Genomic DNA, 19,664 nt, shown 5'->3' with positions numbered 1-19,664 from the left:
ATACAAGACCGTTAGCGGTAATTAAAATCAACCAATATGAAAAATACAATCATAATATTTCTAATACTTTTTGTTTCTTGTAAATCACCTTCGGACAAAAAAGTCGAAACAAAGGATATTGAACTAGAAAAATTGCGGACAAGTATTGATTCACTATTCAATTCTAATATCGAAGAAAATGAACCTGGAGCAGCTTTACTTGTTTCTTATGACGGTCAAATGATAATCGGAAAGGGTTTTGGATTAAGAAATATAGAAACAAAAGAACCAATTACAAAAAGTACAAATATGAGGATGGGATCTGTCAGTAAGCAATTCACAGCACTTACCATCCTAAAACTTGTTGATGAAGGAAAAATATCATTAAATGATTCTGTTTATTCAATTTTTCCAGTAGAAACTTTTAAGGATGGAACTACAATCGAGCAATTAATAAATCATACTTCTGGAGAAGCAGACGCTGAAGAAGCATTTTTTACAGAATGGGATTCTACAAGAATAGCAGAGAATAAAAATATTTTAGAATGGTATTCTAAAGAAAATCGTACAATCACAAAACCAGGGGAAAAATATCAATACAATAATGGCATATATGAACTCATCCCTAGTATTGTTGAAAAAGTGAGTGGACAAGAATTTGCAGAATTTGCAAAGGAAAAGGTATTCAATAAAGCTGGAATGAATAAAACGAATTTTTTCAATCTTGCAAAACCTATCGCAATTGAAGAAAGAGCATTTTGTTATGAAAAAGACAGTTTAGGTAATTGGAAAAAAATGGATGGTCATTTTCTTAATGGCCTTTTAGGAGCTGGAGGGGTTTATACAAGTGTAGACGATTATTTCCAATATGACCTAGCATTAAGAAATAAAACAATTTTTTCCGAAAAAACTCACGAAATAATATTCAAGCCTAGTTCCACGGAGAAAAAAAATGGAGTTGAAAATTATTATGCAATGGGTTGGCATGTTACTGACAGTACCGCATTGCATGGTGGAGGCTGGTTTGGCACAAACACATTTACGAAAAGGTATTTAGATAAACCTTTAACAATTGCAATATTTATGAATCGAAATACATTATTTGCAAATGGCTTGGTTAAAAAGACGGATTCATTAGTTGTGGATTATATAAAAAACTACCGCTAACACCGTACAAAATTAATTGCTAGTGCAAGCTTGCTTACGAAAATCCTTGCGGATTTTCTATTCGGTTTGTATTTGCCAAATTAGGTGCTTAAAACACGCAACTAATCTTATACAAACACGTTGTGCTTCATTATAAACAACCAATAACCAATGATAAAATTCTTTAGACGAATCCGCCAAAACTTACTTTCCGAAGGCAAAACTGGAAAATATTTTAAATATGCAATTGGAGAAATTCTTCTTGTCGTTATCGGAATTTTAATTGCTCTTCAAGTCAATAATTGGAATGAATCACAGAAGAAGAGGCATCTCAAAAACCAATATAAGACATCATTAAAAATTGATTTGGTAAAAGACACCTTACAGTTAAAGGAAAGAATTAATCAAAACCAAAAAATACTTGAATCCTTTCTTGAAACCGCCGATGAATTCGGGGAAGAAACTTTTAATTCTTCAGATGAAGTAGTTTCAAAATTGATAGAAGTTACATTTACTAACTACAGAACGCTTAACACATACAACTCTAACACCTTTAACCTTTTAATCTCTGGAGGGCATATAAATTTACTAGATAAAGAACTTCAGGAAGCTCTAATGGAACTTAATAGACTTCAGCTTCATGAATTAAAAATATCATCAGTAATTCGAGAAGATTATACGTTGTTTGTATCTAACTTTAGAATTAAACATCCACCGCTAAATTTACCAAATGAATCGTTACTTAGAGTTTTGCAGCAAGATATAGATACTAAACATTTACCTAAAGATCTATTTACTCTTTTTGAAAGAACTGGATATGGGATATACAGATATGTAGAACTTTCCGAAGATGTTTTAAAACAAACTAATTTAGTCTTAAAACTTTTGGAAGACTCTGATGAATAACAACTATTTTGATTAAAAATTATAAGATAACACAACGAAAGCACAACAACGTGTATAGTTCATGCTGCGCAGTTGGTTAAAAGGAAGAGTTGATTTCGTTTCGTATATTCACTACTCGGAAAATTCTAACCGAATTTCCCGCACAAACCATACACGAAACCGTTGTACCACATTAAAAACAAACCAAAATGAGAAGAATATTTATAGTTTCATTATTATCACTTATTTGTTTCCAATCTTATTCTCAAAAACCAAGAGCAAGAGATTTAGGAGTTCCATTTGTTGGTGAAACTGGCGAATTTAATGCTATAACCGATGTGAAAGGTATAGAGGTTGGATACAGTACAATTATTTCTGGAAAAGGAGAAAATGCTTTAAATAAAGGACCTATTAGAACTGGAGTTACCGCCATATTTCCAAGAGGAAAAGCCAATAAATTTAGTCCAGTTTACGCCAACTGGTATAGTCTAAACGGAAATGGGGAAATGACAGGTACAACTTGGGTAACTGAATCAGGTTTTCTTGAAACGCCTATAATGATAACCAATACCAATAGTGTTGGTGAAGTAAGACAAGCTGTACTAAAATGGTTTGTTGATACAGATTGGTATAGCGGAGAGAACTGGTGGTACACCTATCCAGTAGTAGCGGAAACTTATGATGGATTTCTTAATGATATTTATGGATTTCACGTGAAAGAAAGGCACGTTTTAGAAGCAATAGAGAATTCTTCAAGTGGAAAAATTGCTGAAGGAAACGTAGGTGGAGGAACTGGTATGATGTGCTTGGGTTTTAAAGGCGGTACAGGAACTTCATCAAGAGTTTTCAAAATCAAGGATTCAACTTATACAGTCGGAGCAATTGTTCAATCCAATTTTGGAGCCAAAAGAAACCTGTCAATAGCTGGTGTTCCAGTTGGTATCGAACTAAAAGACACTTTAAATTATGAATATAAAGCACCACCCAAATCTAGAAGACAAGAAGGAGATGGTTCTATCATAGTAATTGTTGCAACCGATGTTCCTTTATTACCACATCAACTAAAAAGAATTGCTCAAAGAATTCCTTTAGGCGTTGGCATTGTTGGTGGACGAGGAAGTAATGGTTCCGGAGACATATTTTTAGCATTTTCAACTGCAAATGAAAAAGCGTTTAATCGTGATGAAATGACGACAGTCGAAGCTATGTCAAATGATTTATTGACACCAGTTTTTGAAGCTACAGTTCAAGCAGTAGAAGAAGCAATAATAAATGCTATGGTTGCCGCTGAAACAATGGAAGGAATAAATGGAAATAAGGCTTATGCTATTCCACACCAATTGCTGATTGAAACGCTTGAAAAATACAATCGAATAAAAAAATAACGTGGTACAACATTGTATATGAAATCATAGCTCTCGTGAGGTCGCTACGCTTCATATACTAGACCGTTGGCAAACATTATGAAAAAAATTCTGCAAATAATCATTCTTCTGACCACTGTTTTGATTTTTTCTCAAGAAAAATTTAGTGGAAAATATTGCTCAATACCAATCGGAGAATCTGATGTTGCTTGTATTGATTTTAAAGAAAATAATAAGTTTGAATATTCTGTTTCTGGTTGTTTAGGAACTTCACATATTGGAACTGGAATTTTTGAATTAAAAAACAAAACTTTAAAACTCACATTTGACAAAAAAGAACAACCGACAAAAAGTATAGTTAATATCAAGGAGGTTAAGGCAAATTCTGAAAAGATAGAATTCAAATTTGTAATAAAAGATGAAAATGGATTTTCTCTTTACACAAATGTAGTTGAACAACCTAATATCAAAGCATTTGAAATTTATAAAGAGAAAAATACGATTGAGGTTGAGAAAAAAGATACTAAGGTCAAATATCAAATACTTTCATTGGGCTACGAAATTATTGAATTAGAATTGGAACATAATTCAAACAAATTAATTGAAATTACTATGTTTCCTGTTCAAGCAAAAGTAATTTCAGAAAAAGTGTTTGAGTGGAAATTAACTGAAATCAGTGATGGAGAATTTAAAACTGGACCTAAAATTTGGAACACATATCGAAAAATAAAAAATTAACGATTTGCCAACAATGGCTATAATTCATTGCTACTCTCTTACTTCAATTAAAAAATCTTTTACATTTAATACTCAAAATAGATCTTGAATGATTTCGTTAAGCTGTTTGCTTCGCACCGGTTGAAAAAACGAGCAACGCTGCGCAAACTGCCAACCGCAACGAAATCATAGCCGAGACATTGTACATAATTTAGAACAAACAAAATTAAGTGGGAAGAAGCAAACATAGTAAGATTTTCTTGAAAGCAAACTGGTTAAGATTAGCTTCTGCCAATTACATCATAGACCCTTCAATACTTAATAAGCATCTGCCAAAAGGCACCGAGTTAGAATCTCATAACGGTAAATACTTTATTAGCCTTGTTGCTTTTAGGTATTGCGAAACACGACTTTTGAATGTGCGGATTCCATTTCATCAAGTATTCGAAGAAATTAACTTAAGATTTTATGTAAAACGAGAGATTTCAAGAGGAAAGTGGAGATCGGAAGTGGCATTTACAAAATTGTACTTCCCCAAAAGAGCTCTTACTTTCGTAGCAAGAACCGTCTATAAAGAAAATTATGAAACCGCTAAAATGAAACACTTTTGGCAGAATAATGGAACAGAGCTACTGACCTCCTACGGTCTCAAGAAAAACCAGTGGCATAACATTAAAATTATAAGCAGCATTGACACTCAAACAATAGACTTAAATTCTAATGAACATTTCTTCTCGAAACATTTCTGGGGAACGTCTCAAGTAAACTCCAACTCCGCCACAGTATATAAAATTGAACACCCTGAATGGCGAACTCACAGAGTTCTTGATTACGATATTTCATTTGATTTCGAAAAGGTTTTCGGTGAAGAATTCAAACAACTCAGCCTTCTTCAGCCCAATTCGGTTCATTTGTTCGATGGTTCAGAAATTGTAGTAAATCGAAAATATTTAGTGTAATATGGTTATCGTAGGATTTTCTGGGGCTCTCAATAGCCAATATTATATTGATAAATACAAAATCCGATTTGTTGGACATGATAGTTCAGTAAGCATTTTAGTTGATGGGAAATTAGTGTTTGCGGCAGAAGAAGAGAGGTATAATCTTGACAAACATACAGCAGCAATTCCGCACAATGCTCTCTCCGAGGGACTAGCCTTTTGTAATCTAAAATGGGAGGACATTGACTGCTTTGTCTTTCCTTGGTCTAGTAAAAAATTAGAGCTATTACTGACCGGATTTAACCACCTTATAAGAACACCCATAAAATATTTGCCAAAGACAACTTATGCAGGAATAAGCGTACTAAACGATGCAATGTCTTCGAAAAAGGCTGTAAAGGAAATGGAACGCCTTTTCAATAAGAAGACGAATGCTAAAATCGCTACTGTGGATCATCACATAGCACATGTAGCTAGTAGTTTTCTCTCCTCCACATTCAAGGAAGCAGCTTTTTTATCCATAGATGGATCAGGAGGATTCCTATCCGCTATGTCTGGAGAATGGAAAAATGGGACAATAAAACAGTTTAGCGTAGTCAAATCACCTAATTCGATCGGAATTCTTTATGGTATTTTCACTGAATTTCTAGGATACAGATGTGGATATGATGAATACAAGGTCATGGGAATGGCGGCATACGGCAATCCAAATGAGTACTTGGACAAATTACAATCGTTGCTTATAGATACGGATGACGGTTTTTCGACCAAGTATACTGAGTCAATTTTAAATCTTCCTTATTGCATCAAAAAGCTTGAACAACACTTCGGAATCCAACAACGGAAACCAACAGAAAAGTTGACATCCATTCATTTCAATCTTGCTGCGTCAATTCAAAGTGCTTTGGAAGTTCAACTTTTAAAAATGGTCATTAGACTCAAGGAAAAAACTAGCTGCAAGAACTTATGTCTCAGTGGTGGGGTCTTCCAAAACAGCATGGCGAATGGTAGAATACTTGATAGCAATCTTTTCGAAAAAGTATTCATACCACCTGTACCAGGAGACAATGGAATCTCTCTTGGTGCAGCTTTGTATTATTCATCTCAAATCAATCAGGAAAAAATAGACATAAAGCCAATGGATCTTGGGTTCTCAGGGCCAGAATATACAGGTGCCTCATATTTCAATGAGCTGAAAAGGTTTGAGGATCAAATTATATTTAACAAATCGGATGACATCGTGGAAGAAGCAGCCAATTTACTAGCTTCAAATAAAGTTGTTGCATGGTTTCATGGGAGAATGGAATACGGAGCACGTGCGCTTGGCAATCGAAGTATTCTTGCCTCTCCAATTAATCTGGAGATGAAAGACACGTTGAATGTTTCAATAAAGAATCGTGAAAAGTACCGCCCATTTGCAGCCTCTATCCCCAAAGAGTGCGCTTCTGAGTACTTTGATATTTCTCAGGAATCACCCTACATGCAATTCGTTGTTAAAATCAAAGAAGGCAAAGCCCAAGATCTCAGAGCAATTAATCACTTCGAAACCTGTCGTATTCAAACTGTTTGTCCAGAAACAAATCCAATATTCCATAGTCTTCTCAATAAATTCAGTCAAAAATCAGGACACCCAGTACTATTAAATACATCTTTCAATGGTAAAGATCAACCAATTGTATGTAACCCTGAACAAGCTATACAAACATTTATGAACCTTGGATTGGATGCTTTAATACTAGGGGATTATTTAGTTACTAAATCAACTATGCACAACAAAACCTAAACTGCATTAAAACGCAGCTTAGCCAAACCGTTAGCAAACATTAAAATAAACTAAATGAAATCGATATTAACATTATTATTAATTCTAACAATAGGGTTTTCTACTGATGCTCAAAATCAGAATAGAAAAAAAAGCATGTTGAAAACAGGGAGACCAATTTTAATAATAAATGATACCGTAATTGCAAGTGCTGAGATGTTAAACAAAATATCGTCTAACAAAATCTCTGAACTTAACATTTTTAAAGATCAAAAACTTGGTACTACTAACCTATTTATTGAAAGAGGTAAAAATACTGGAATCATAAAAATTACTGTTAATCAAGAGATTGAAATCAAAACGCAGAGGGAGTTGAATGATTTTTTTGGACTAGCCGAAAACAATGATATTTATGTTAACGGATACTTGATTGAAAATAAAAATCAAAATATATCGTCCGAAAGCATAGTAGAAATTGAATTAATAAAAGCTGATGATTTTAGATTGAAAAAACCTGTTTTAAATATAGAAATAGAATAAAAAACGTTTTACAACACCACCTGTAATGCATTGCTACTCTCTATTTCATTTGAAATTTATTCCTACATTTAATCAATAAACCAAAGCATGATTGTCTGCGTAATGCAACACGCTTCGCTACCGGTTAGAAAACCCAATCACGCCGGAGTGGCGCTACGCTGCGTTGCCAACCGCAACGTCATCATAGCTAAACCGTTGTGCCTAATTTGAGAAATGAAAATATTCCCAACCAAAGAACTAAACTTTAAACCCGTAAAAGACGGTTATACGAGACCGTTGTAAGTAATTCAAGAACTACAATTGCAAAACCTAATCAATAAAATAAAAAAGTCAATTTCCCTTTCTTCACAAGCTGAGGAGTATATCTATTCTATTTCCAAAGAAAAAACGGTGTCGAAAGGAGAAATTTTAATCCGAGAAGGTCAAACTGTAAACAAGACTTTCTTTGTAACACAAGGTAGTCTCCGTTCGTTTTGTATTGACAAGGAAGGCAAGGAGCATACACTGCAATTTGCAATAAAAGATTGGTGGATTAGTGATTTTATAGCAATTTTCAACAATGAGCCTGCTTCACTTACAGTGGAATGTATTTCTGATTCTGCTGTAGTTGAGTTTAACGCTCAAAAATTAAACGAGATCTACCTTCGTTTTCCAGAATTTGAAACCTTTCAAAGAAAAAATTTAGAACGGCATGTGGTTAGTTTGCACAAAAGAATCCTTAACCAATTGCAAATGAATGCTTTGGATAGATACAATTTGTTTCTTGAACAATACCCTAATATTGAACAACACGTTCCTAATTATCACATTGCATCTTATTTAGGAATCACGCAACAAAGTCTGAGTCGAGTGCGAGCCGAAAAAGCAAGAAAGTAGATTTATTACCATAGGGTAATTTTTATCTCAAAATACTCTCCTACTTTTGATATTCAAATCAAAAATACAAAGTTATGCTTAGAAAAATATTGGGTTTTGCTCCAAAATTGGAATCAGACGGATCATACAGTCCATCTAAAATGGCTTTAAAAATGGGAGTATCGGACAAAACAGATTTTGAAAATATCACCTATCAAAAATACCTAGGAAAAAAATCAAAAATTCTGATCATTTTCACAGAGGAGAAGAATCTAAAAATGAAAAACGGTAAATTCTTCTCTACAGGAAATCACCCCGTAGAAGCTTTGTTACCTATGCTTCATTTGAAAAACGCAGGATTCGATTTTGAAATTGCCACCCCAACGGGAAAACCAGTAGTTTTTGAAATGTGGGCTTTCCCGGAAAAAGATGAACAGGTAAAAGCCATCTACAATGAAAATAAAGCAAGCTTTGAAAAACCGCTTAAGCTTTCTGATTTCATCAAGTCTTCATTTGATCAATCAGATTCATATGCTGCTGTTTTTGTACCTGGGGGTCATGGGGCAATGATTGGTATACCGGAGGATAAAAATGTTGCAAAAATCCTAAGATGGGCGCACGAAAGTAATTTATTCACAATAAGTCTTTGCCATGGACCCGGAGCATTCTTAGCAACCACTTTGGATAATCAAGAATTCTTATACAAGGGATATAATATGGCTGTGTTCCCAGATTCAGTCGACAATAAAACGCCAATGTTCGGTTATCTCCCAGGTAAAATGACATATGGACTAAGTGAAAAATTAAAAAATCTCGGTGTTAATTTGATGAATACTAAAATGGATAAAACCGTGTGTGTTGATAAGAAGTTAATTACCGGGTCTAGTCCACTAGCATCTAATGAATTAGGGAAACTTGCAGCGAATACTTTATTGAAAGAATTAGACTAAGAAAATGGAATTACTAGATAAACTTAATTGGCGTTATGCCACAAAGGCCATGAATGGTCAAAAAATACCTCAAGAAAAAATTGATAATATCATAGAAGCGATATCACTGGCACCAACTTCTAGTGGACTACAACCTTTTGAAGTATATGTTATTACTAATCAAGAGGTAAAAGATAAAATTAAGCCAATCGCATGGAATCAGTCTGTTGTTTCCGATTGCTCTCACTTATTGGTCTTTGCGGCTTGGGATACGTATACTGAAGAGAGAATTAACAAGATGTTCGACCTAGTTAATGAGGTTAGGGGGTTTAAAAATGAGGGTTGGGAGAATTATAGACAGATGCTTTTGAAAGGTTATCCTCCTAGAGATCCTGAATTGAATTTCAATCACGCTGCCAAACAAGCTTATATCGCTTTTTCACAAGCGATCGCTGCCGCAGCATTTGAGGAAATTGACGCCACCCCAATGGAAGGTTTTGATGCAAATGCAGTAGATGAAATCTTAAACCTTCAAGATAAAGGGTTAAGAAGTTGTGTTTTGCTTCCCTTGGGATACAGGGACACAGAAAATGATTGGTTAGTCAACCTTAAAAAGGTGAGGAAAAGTAGAGAAGATTTAATTACCGAAGTTAAATAAAAACTACTTACAACAAGGTATAAAAGCAATGGCGGTTTGGGAGTACTCTCAAACCGTTTCTTGCTTTAATTCTCTATCTTGCTAACTGGAAGTAAATGCACATAAATCCGCAACTGCTTTTATACAAACCGTTGTGCTTCATTATGACAAACCACTAACCAATGATTAAATTCTTTAGAAAAATTCGTCAAAAAATGCTGACTGAAAATAAGTTTACTAAATATCTACTTTATGCTATTGGAGAAATTGTACTTGTTGTTATAGGTATTTTGATTGCTTTACAAATTAATATTTCTAATGAAGCCAAAAAAGCAAGAGCTGTAGAGGTTAATTATCTCGAAAATTTAAAAGCAGATTTACTCCTTGAAGCCGAAAACATTAAAGGTTTCAGTGAATATCACTTCGGAAAAGCTGAAAGTTGTGCCTTTTTACTTAACACCACAATACCAAGAACGATGGAGAGTGTAGCCACCTATACTCATCAATATGAAAATGTGTTTTTCTGGTATGACTTTGTACCGAACAATAATACTTTTAAAGAGCTATTAAGTTCTGGAAATCTAAGTTTAATTAAAAATGATGCGATTAAAAATGGATTGCTAGAAATTGACAAATTCTATTCAACAGTTTTAGGTCATGAATACCATATGCGACGAGAATATGAAAAATTCTTATATGACCAGTCTGTAGCAAACACAGAATCGATTATTTTATTTGATAAAAGCGAACCTCGATATGGCTTCCCTAAACGGATATCAGTTGAAGATATTCCAGAATCTCAACATCAACGAGTGATTTCAGATGCACAATGGCTTTACAACAATCAAACCTTCAACAATGGTTTACGACTAGCTATGATGAACAATGGTAATTTGGCAGGAGTCCACAAGGATATGGTTGAAAACGTTAATAGTTTGCTTCAATTAATTGATGAAGAGATTAAAAAATAACGAAAGCACAACAACGCATATAACTAATACCAGCCTTCCTATTCAAAAATTACCTAACTTAGAATCTAACTAATTTTTGTATAGCTTGAGCAAGCTCCAGGGCTGGTACAAGTCATATACAAAACCGTTAAAATGAACATATTTATCAGAACAAACATAATTGTTTCAATTTAGTTATTCGCAACAATCATGAAAGCCTTTGTTAAACTAGTCTTTTGCCTGATTATCATTGTTTCCTGTAGGACCGAAATCAAAAAAAATCAGGTCGCCGAACCTTTGAATAAAGAAAAAAAGGAAGTCATTATTATTTCTCGTTCAACCTATTATAATCAGTTATACGGTTTCTGGTTAGGTCAATCTATAGCAAACTGGACTGGCCTTGTCACTGAAATGGATAAGATTGGTAATATTGGAGAATTAAAGACTGGAGATTTCTATACGCGTGATGACTGGGGTAAACCAGACCAACCCAGTATCTGGGGCCAGGGTGTACCCAGTAATCTATCTCCAACTATTGATTTTGTTTTCAGGGATTCCACTGATGTATGGGGGGCCGATGACGATACCGATATAGAATATATGTATCAATATCTCATGAATAAAAATCAGACAAGCCGCCTAACACCTCAGCAGATACGTGCGGGTTGGTTAAAACATATTAAAGGGGAGGAAGAGAACTATTTATGGGTATCAAATCAAAAGGCATTTGACTTAATGAAACAAGGCGTTCTTCCTCCAGAAACCGGTAGTCCCGAAAAAAATGAACATTATGACATGATCGATGCCCAATTAACTACCGAACTCTTCGGGTTTTTTGCTCCGGGCCGTCCGGACATAGCTATTAAAATTGCCGATCTCCCTGTTAGAACTACTGCCAGCCAAGAAGCGGAATACATTTCAAAATTCTACATTACCATGTATTCATTAGCCTCATTAAACAAAGACAAAACAATAAGTGAACGTATTCACTGGATGGCAGATAAGGCTCGCAATGTACTACCCGATAGCCTGTACCCAGCAAAAATGTTTGATTATTCACGTAAATTATATGAGTTAGGTCTCCCTTGGGAGCAAACCAGGGATTCGATCTACTATCGGTATCAGGTTCAACAAAAAGATGGCTATGATATTACATCTAGAAACTTGTATTGCAATGGTTGCTTCGCTGCAGGGATTAACTTTGCATCAAGTTTGGTAAGCTTGTTTTACGGAGAGGGTGATTTAAAAAAAACCATACAAATAGGAACGCTAGCAGGTTGGGATTCCGATAATCCTACAGCAACATGGGGTGGCTTATTGGGCTTCATGATTGGAAAGAATGGAATTGAAGAGACTTTTGAAAGACAATTTTCTAATCAATTTCATATACACCGAACCAGACAAAACTTCCCTAATGAAGGAATGGATAATTTTGAAAATATGGCCCAGAAGGGTTTAATGGTAACGGATCGTGTTATTATTGAAGAAATTGGAGGAGTCCTGAACGAAGACAAAAATACCTGGGAGATCCCCATTGAGATTAAATATGATTAAATTTAGAAATTCTAACAATCTAATAATGGTATTAGATTGACCGTTAGTGTAATTTTATTTGACAATCTTATCAATTAAATTGAATTTACAAGACGATTACACAAGTCAAGACATTAAGCTTAATCCAGACTATGAGGGTGAAGTAAAAGCTGTTTTGACAGCTTCAAATAAAAACACAGGGAAGAGAAATAGTGTACTGTATCTGCATGGATATATAGATTACTTTTTTCACGCGCACCTGGGTGAAAAGTTCAACGAGAATAATTTTGATTTTTTTGCGCTTGACCTTCGCAAGCATGGCAGGTCTTTGATGCCACACCAGCATCCCAATTATTGTAAAGACCTTAAAGAGTATTTTGAGGAAATTTCAATTGCAATTAAGACAATAAAAACTCAGAATACTTCTTTATTCTTATTGGCCCATTCTACAGGGGGATTAACTGCAAGTTATTACATGAACTATGGAAACGAAAAGGACTTAGTCAGCGGATTGATATTAAACTCACCCTTTTTGGATTTCAACCTGTCAAAGCTCGAAAAAGCTATGAGTCTATTAGTCGCAAGAATCATTGGTAAAGTATCAAATTATGCGAAGATTGAAGGAACCATATCACCTGCATATGCCAAGAGTGTTCATAAAGATCATCATGGCATCTGGGACTTTAATCTGGAATGGAAACCAATTAAAGGATTTCCAACCTACTTTAAATGGTTAGAGGCTATTGCGAAAGCTCAGAAAAAATTAGATAAATCAGATATTCAAGTTCCTACTTTAATTATGCATTCCTCAGGTTCACTGAAGATGAGTAAATATTCAAAAGAGGCAATGTCTCATGATATAGTCTTAAATATTGAAGACATCAAACGCGTTGGAAAAAAATTAGGTGAGAAAGTTACAATGGTACAGATCGATAATGCACAACATGACATTTTCTTATCTCCTAAACCTGTAAGAGATATCGGTTTTGATAAAATGTTCTCCTGGATCAGAAATACTGCTTTTAATAAATAGCTCTAAAACTATTGGATTGCGAAATTTGAATTAAAACCGAGCTATGCCTCGGTTTTATATCATCGGATTTGATTATTTTTATCCGTCATCAAAAAAACATTTCCTATTCTTTATGAGCAGTTTCCCTAGGCGTATTATTCCGTTGATTCTAATCATAATGGGGAATTTCTGTTTTGGACAATATTCCATTTCCGGCTATTTAGACACGCCAAAAAAAAACAAACGCGTCTATCTAAGTTTGTTAAATTTTGACGAACTAACGTCTATTAGTCCCGATCAAATTATAACCTCTACCCTAACTGATAGTTTAGGGTACTTTTCTTTTGGAGGGAGTTTACTTTCAGACAAACACGCCTTGTATCGGATTTATGCCAATGTGGATGAAGATGTGGAAGGTGTGCAAAAATACGATATGCCGGATCTTAAGAACTTCCACAATTTTATCTTCTCCAATAAGGATACCATTGTCTTTGAAAAGAACCAAAAGTTTTGGTTTTCTAGCTATAGCAATACCAATCCAGTTGACAAAGAATGGAATGGCTACGGGTCTTATGTTGATAAACTGCGTGATGAGTTTTCAGATTTTAGCAATCAGGAAATGATCAAGCAAACGACTTCACAATTTTTATCAGAATTAAAATCCTTTACAATTCAGAAAGAAACACACCCGCTAACCACTTTAGTATTGTTAGGAAGTCTACCCCCTAATGTGGTAAAAAATGATTTGAATGATGATCCTGATTTCTACACCAACCTTGAAGGCAATTTAGAAGACTACTATGAAAATTCGTTTTATGCCTTGCAATACAGAAATTATCTTCTGGATCTCTATAAGGCTGAGACCGAAGAAGACTTTTCCTTCTTTAAAAAGACTAGTTACGGTTTAGCCATTATATCCCTTTTGCTTTTGGCCATCATCGTGTTCCTGATCCTTAAATTAAAACAAGCCAAAACCATTGCGCAGGTGCCCGTAGATTTTAGTTTGACCACTCAGGAAGAAAAGGTAGCGGAACTAATGATGGACAACAAAAGCAATAAAGAAATTGCTTCAGAACTCTTTATATCCTTAAACACCGTAAAAACGCATATTCGCAATCTCTACGCAAAGTTAGAAGTGAGTAATCGCACGGAATTTGTAGAGAAATTTAAAAATCACCCCAGGGATTAGCCCCTAAATCACCACCACTTTTCTAGAATCCACAGCCCCTCCCCGATACTTTTGTTCAAAAATATATTAATCATGAGCAAAACATTAATCACACTAAAAACCATGCTATTAGTAACAGCAATAGCATTCAGTCAAACAACACAAACCATTAAAGTTATTGTACCAAACGCAACCGACGAAGTTTATATAATGGGTAATCAGGAGACTTTAGGAAATTGGAATCCTAAGCAAGTTAAAATGGAAAAAACCTCAGATTATGAGCGTAGTATTTCTGTAGAACTTAGCTATCCAGCAGAATTTAAATTCACAAAAGGAGATTGGAATTCTGAAGGGATCATTAAACAATTAAACGACAATCCTAATCTTATTCTTGAAAATGAAGATTCCAAAACAGAAATCGTAATTAAAACTTGGATGGACCATATCGACAGTGATCGTTTAGGGCTGGAATACGATATCGATTTTATTGATTCTAAGTTTTTGGGAAATAAGCATATGATAAAGATTGACTTACCGGAAAACTATTCGCCCGAAAAAAAATATCCTGTCATCTATATCACAGATGGTGGCACAGACAATTTTGATGTGGCGAGGGGGAATATCTTAGCACTTTCTTTATCTAGTTATCAAATCATTCCTGAGTCCATTCTAGTAGGGATTGTTCATAAAAAGCGAAACGAGGAGTTATTTAATTACAAAAGTGGAGAATATTTTACCGAGTACCTGTTTAACGAATTAGTGCCTTATATCGATTCTAAGTATAGCACCTCCGGTTTTAACGTAATGATTGGTCACTCCAATGGCGCAGAATATAATCATCATTTGATGTTAGAGCCCGATTCTCCATTTCGAGGATTTATTTGTTTATCCACATCATTTCTTGGCAAAGGCAGTAAGGCTAGTGAAATGACAGATTTCTTTGAGTCCTATAAAGGCAAGAACATGTACTACTTTGTTGCCAATGCTACAAATGACTCACCGGATAGGATTGAATATGGCGACGAGATTGAAACTCTATTTCAAAATACACCAAATGAGGCCATTACGTTCTTAAAAAATACTTATGAAGCTGATCACGTATCAATTGTGCCACTATCATTGAATGATGCTTTAAAATTTATTTTTAAAGATTTTAGAGATATGAGTAATTATCCAACATTCGCTGACTACAAGAATAATTACAGACTAAATATTGAGGATGCTTATGGTATTGAAGTAGCTTATGATTTAAATGCCTTGGATGTCTATCTGCAAAATTTAATGGACGCGAAAGATGCCAAAGGATTTCAAGACTATTTTGACTTTACAGAAGAACACAAGCTATGGCAGAATCCATTTACGGGTGAACCAATGGGTCTCGACTTAGCCAATCAGGCCAATCAATTGTGCTATGCAAAAATAAATGAGCCATGTATTACAAAATATAACGAAGCTTTTTCGGAAATTTACAAGACCGTTGAAGCCGAAATGTATTATGGCAATCTTGAAAAGGTGATTATTGCTTACAAGGACGAAAAGCGATTTGCTGAAGCCATCGATTTCCTGGAAATGAGCATAGACTTCTTGGCTAATGAAGAAAATCCATTCAACAATAACCGTCAATGGCATCTTCTTAAAATGCAATATTTCCTTGCCGATATCTCTCTTACTAACAACATTAAAATTGCTAAGGGTAAATCTGCTTTGGATTATTGTAAAAACAATTATTTAAAAAACAAACGTTTTTCTAAAGAGGACCTAAACCATCTGGAAGGTTAATAAGAATCTCATACACAGCCCGCAATTAACAACTAATAAAAAAAGTATTGTCAAAAACTTCATAATCAAGTTGTTTGGTATGGAATAAATGGAATCACTTGAGTATTTGACTATTTTACAGTCTCGGGATTCCAATAAGATAGCAGCCCGTCAGAGTCACTCTGGCGGGTTGTTACATTAGAGATGCTATCAAAGTATTTTTTTACATTTAGAATTGTAAAAAAATGCACATGAAACAGATCTCTTTTTGGCAGATATGGCTATTAGCTAGCCTACTATTGGCCGTGCCTACATCAGTTGTAGCGCAGGAAACTGAGCTCACACTTGATGACCTCTTTGCAACCCCAAAACTAACAGGAACAACCCCCTCTGGACCCACGTGGGCACCGGATAGTGAGCACTTTGCCTTTTCATGGAGTGAACCTGGAAATCCTGGACGTGGCCTATGGGTATGTACAAATGATGCTAAGACCCTGCGCCGCATCTCAAAACAAACTAGCCCGTCTGTCCGCGATATGGTTTGGACCAACGCGAATACCATTATCAGTCTGCGCGGGAATCACTTATGGCAGACATCGTTGAGTCAGGGAGAGGACCTTCAGTTAATGCCCATCGAAGCAGGTGCACATAACCTATCGCTATCACCAGACGGTGGTCATGTAACCTATATAACTAATGGTAACCTTTGGTTGGCTGACCTCACTACCAAACAAAATAGCCAGCTTACTGAGATCGGTATCGCTAGCCTGTCGTCCCTACAAAAAGGGCGCTACAGCCGACCAGAACGTGAGATCGGGTCAGGCATCTGGAGCGGACCCACCTACAAGTGGTCCCCAGATGGCCAAACCATTGCGATGCATGTCGTTGACCGCCGCGAGATGCGAAAGGTGCCATTTCCCAATTACCTGGCAGACGAAACCAGTCCCAACGTGGTACGCAGAAGTTACCCAGGCGATCCCAACGAGATTCGTAGGGTTGGTCTGCTCAATGTGGAAAGCGGGAACATCAGGTATCTGGATTTGCCAGATCCACAGGCCAATCAGGTCATTGACTTTAACTGGTCACCCGACGGCGCCCTATTGGTTGATATCGCATCCGACACAGCCGTTGATCGCAAGTTGTACGTTGTTGCACCAGGAGAAAGCCAACCACGCGAGATCTGGAGCGGCATTAGAGAAAGCAGAATGTACACCTCCTTTGGATCTAACTGGCATCCGGATGGAAAAAACGTGGTATTCTTAAGTGATATGGGAGATCGCTACGGCCTATATACCATTGATGCTTCCCCATCCAAAGACCGTCCTCAACTCTTAACAGATCCGTCCTACGATGTGCTGTCCTCCCCAATAATTGCTGGTAATGCCCTGTTCTATGCAGGCAATGGAGTGAATCCCTACGAACAACATGTGTATCGACTAGACGTAAACGGTGGCAAACCTCAACAGATAACGCGTCTCCCGGGACGAAACGTCGGGTACCCATCACCCAATGGCCAACATTTGGTTTTCATGCACAGTAACGATACATCACCAACAGAACTTTACGTGGCAAAGGCAAAGGGGGGTGACGCTACACGAGTAACCAACTCACCCCTGCCGACCTTTACACAGCGTTCATGGGCAGCTGCGGAATACGTTAGTTTCCCGAGCCTCGTAGATAACTATACCTTGCATGCCCGTATTCTGAAACCTAGTAACATGCAATCTGGTAAAAAGTATCCTGTGATTTTTGGCCCTGTGTATTCGAATACAGCCCGTAACCGTTGGGCCGGTAATTACAGCCTTGTTCAGCAGTTATTGGTTAAGAAGGGATATATTGTTATACAGGTGGATTCACGCGGTAGCAACGGCTACGGCCGGGCATTCCGTGAAGAATTTCTGCTGGGCTTTGCTGACCAGGATATAGAAGATTATGCCAGTGCTGTTGCCTATATGGAATCACTGGATTATGTGGATCCTGATCGCATTGGTATCTGGGGCAGTAGTTATGGAGGTACATTGTCCGTTTATTCACTATTGAAAAAGCCTGGTTTGTTTCAGGTAGGCGTAGCGGCCGCCGCAGCTGTTGACCCAATGTTCTTTGGTACGGATGATGTTGCCATAGTTCGTCGCCCACAGACTCATCCGGAGATCTTCGAAAGAAAGGCACTCAACTATGCAGTGAATCTCGAGGATAAACTGTTGTTTATCCACGGAATGCAAGATCATGTGGTACCTTTTAAAACGGTGGCCGTATTATCTGAAGAGCTTATTAAGCAAGGTAAGGACTTCGATTTTGCATTTGCTCCAGGAGCCACACATGGATGGAGCCGCGAACGGTATTACGATCGCTACCTGTTTGATAAGATCATCGCGTACTTTGACCGTTATCTGGCCGTACCGTCTGATTAGTTCAAATAAGATGGCTCTTATTTCAGGGTAATATGAAATGATTGGCAGACCTTTACAAAATCATTTCTTAAAAAGGCTAATAGCTTAGCATGACCGATGCTGTCTCAGTGAGAAATTGGCGTAAATCTTGTTGGTGGAAACAGTTTAGAAATTTTCATTAAAAGCACAATTGAGGTGACTAATTAGTCACCTCTTTCTGTTTTAAAACCTTGTTTCGCATAGATGTCATAAAGATGTCACAGCCATGACGTCATCAATGTCCAAGCCTTGAATATAGCTTTGTATCAAAGATTAAAGCAAGTTTTATTTACAAGTAAAATTAAATGACAGAAACAGCAACTAAATACCGACCATTAACAATAAAGAGGGGAATTCTTGCCATTGTCGTGATGTACATCAGTCAGCTTATAGCAGGAATTATAGTTTCTTATGGATTCAAGATGATATCCTCTACAAGAGAGATACCTCTTGAGATTCTGGGACTAACGTCTGCATTGCTTAGTGGAGTTTTAATATTGACTTTTTTCTGGTGGGATATCCGGAGGTCCAGCAAGCTCTTTTATTCTGAGATAGGGTTGCAAACAAGTACAATTAAAAAACGTGAAGGACTATTTTTGGTTCTAACTGTATTGGTGTCAACACACGTCCTAGCTTGGGTATATAGATCGCAAATCTTACCAATTTTTGGTCAGGAAGGCATTGTTGGAGGCGGATCTAAGATGTTCAGCTTTGTTCAAACCAATGGCGGTACAGTTGAAATGTCGGGATTTTTAATACTAGCCCTTCTTGTTGGTCCTTTAATGGAAGAAGTGGTATTTAGAGGGTATTTACAATCTTCATTGGCTAAGAAAATGCCAGTGTGGGTGGCTATTCTCATAAGTTCCATTGTTTTTACCATAGGCCATAGCCCCATGGTATTATGGCCCATGTATTTTATGTACAGTGTTACCTGGGGTTGGATTTTGATACGAACAGGCGCTTTAAAATGGGCCATTCTAATTCATGTTTTAAGTAATCTGTTCTACACTGTGGTTGGCTTTACAGGCTGGGAAATTCTTGCCTAGGGTCCATGAAATA

General features: G+C 36.4%; 17 protein-coding genes. All 17 read left to right on the top strand.

Annotation, left to right across the window (positions count from 1 at the left end; translation table 11 throughout):
* Window positions 1–36 precede the first annotated feature (36 nt).
* The 17 genes from DN064_RS04100 to DN064_RS04020 all read left to right on the top strand — a co-directional run bounded on the left by DN064_RS04100 (window position 37) and on the right by DN064_RS04020 (window position 19,651).
* A complete protein-coding gene (locus tag DN064_RS04100) occupies window positions 37–1,146 on the top strand; it encodes a serine hydrolase domain-containing protein (protein ID WP_115461323.1) in 1,110 nt (369 codons plus the stop codon).
* Between the two features lie 150 nt (window positions 1,147–1,296).
* Window positions 1,297–2,031: a DUF6090 family protein gene (locus DN064_RS04095; RefSeq protein WP_115461322.1), complete on the top strand. Its 735-nt coding sequence runs from the start codon at window positions 1,297–1,299 to the stop codon at window positions 2,029–2,031.
* Between the two features lie 188 nt (window positions 2,032–2,219).
* Entirely contained in the window at window positions 2,220–3,395 is a 1,176-nt protein-coding gene (locus DN064_RS04090; RefSeq protein WP_115461321.1) for a DmpA family aminopeptidase, read from the top strand.
* A gap of 78 nt (window positions 3,396–3,473) precedes the next feature.
* A complete protein-coding gene (locus DN064_RS04085; RefSeq protein ID WP_115461320.1) occupies window positions 3,474–4,112 on the top strand; it encodes a hypothetical protein in 639 nt (212 codons plus the stop codon).
* 209 nt (window positions 4,113–4,321) lie between these two features.
* On the top strand, window positions 4,322–5,050 hold the full coding sequence (locus tag DN064_RS04080; protein WP_115461319.1) for a DUF2071 domain-containing protein: 729 nt from the start codon (window positions 4,322–4,324) through the stop codon (window positions 5,048–5,050).
* Window position 5,051: 1 nt separating this feature from the next.
* Complete coding sequence (locus tag DN064_RS04075) at window positions 5,052–6,815, top strand: carbamoyltransferase family protein (protein WP_115461318.1); 1,764 nt, start codon at window positions 5,052–5,054, stop codon at window positions 6,813–6,815.
* A gap of 54 nt (window positions 6,816–6,869) precedes the next feature.
* On the top strand, window positions 6,870–7,334 hold the full coding sequence (locus DN064_RS04070) for a hypothetical protein (protein ID WP_115461317.1): 465 nt from the start codon (window positions 6,870–6,872) through the stop codon (window positions 7,332–7,334).
* A 300-nt stretch (window positions 7,335–7,634) separates the two neighbouring features.
* Window positions 7,635–8,210 (top strand): Crp/Fnr family transcriptional regulator, encoded by a 576-nt coding sequence (locus tag DN064_RS04065; RefSeq protein WP_157962228.1) that lies wholly within the window; start codon window positions 7,635–7,637, stop codon window positions 8,208–8,210.
* Window positions 8,211–8,284: 74 nt separating this feature from the next.
* Entirely contained in the window at window positions 8,285–9,139 is an 855-nt protein-coding gene (hchA, locus tag DN064_RS04060; protein ID WP_115461315.1) for a glyoxalase III HchA, read from the top strand.
* A gap of 4 nt (window positions 9,140–9,143) precedes the next feature.
* Entirely contained in the window at window positions 9,144–9,776 is a 633-nt protein-coding gene (locus DN064_RS04055) for a nitroreductase family protein (RefSeq protein WP_115461314.1), read from the top strand.
* Between the two features lie 161 nt (window positions 9,777–9,937).
* A complete protein-coding gene (locus DN064_RS04050; RefSeq protein WP_115461313.1) occupies window positions 9,938–10,726 on the top strand; it encodes a DUF6090 family protein in 789 nt (262 codons plus the stop codon).
* Window positions 10,727–11,002: 276 nt separating this feature from the next.
* Window positions 11,003–12,259, top strand: coding sequence for an ADP-ribosylglycohydrolase family protein (locus DN064_RS04045; protein WP_232827363.1), 1,257 nt, complete (start codon window positions 11,003–11,005; stop codon window positions 12,257–12,259).
* A 79-nt stretch (window positions 12,260–12,338) separates the two neighbouring features.
* The gene (locus DN064_RS04040) at window positions 12,339–13,271 is read left to right on the top strand and encodes an alpha/beta hydrolase (protein ID WP_115461311.1); all 933 of its coding nucleotides are present in this window, start codon (window positions 12,339–12,341) and stop codon (window positions 13,269–13,271) included.
* Window positions 13,272–13,428: 157 nt separating this feature from the next.
* Window positions 13,429–14,439 (top strand): LuxR C-terminal-related transcriptional regulator, encoded by a 1,011-nt coding sequence (locus tag DN064_RS14330; protein ID WP_317047357.1) that lies wholly within the window; start codon window positions 13,429–13,431, stop codon window positions 14,437–14,439.
* A gap of 72 nt (window positions 14,440–14,511) precedes the next feature.
* Complete coding sequence (locus tag DN064_RS04030) at window positions 14,512–16,197, top strand: alpha/beta hydrolase-fold protein (protein WP_115461310.1); 1,686 nt, start codon at window positions 14,512–14,514, stop codon at window positions 16,195–16,197.
* 230 nt (window positions 16,198–16,427) lie between these two features.
* Window positions 16,428–18,587 (top strand): prolyl oligopeptidase family serine peptidase, encoded by a 2,160-nt coding sequence (locus DN064_RS04025; protein WP_115461309.1) that lies wholly within the window; start codon window positions 16,428–16,430, stop codon window positions 18,585–18,587.
* A gap of 323 nt (window positions 18,588–18,910) precedes the next feature.
* Window positions 18,911–19,651 carry a CPBP family intramembrane glutamic endopeptidase gene (locus tag DN064_RS04020; protein WP_115461308.1) on the top strand — a complete coding sequence of 247 codons (741 nt, stop codon included), beginning with the start codon at window positions 18,911–18,913 and terminating at the stop codon, window positions 19,649–19,651.
* Window positions 19,652–19,664 lie beyond the last annotated feature (13 nt).

Source organism: Winogradskyella aurantiaca (assembly GCF_003362725.1).
Taxonomy (GTDB): Bacteria; Bacteroidota; Bacteroidia; order Flavobacteriales; family Flavobacteriaceae; genus Winogradskyella_A; species Winogradskyella_A aurantiaca.
The sequence above is the reverse complement of the archived record's forward strand: the minus strand, read 5'-3'. Positions and strand labels throughout refer to the sequence as shown.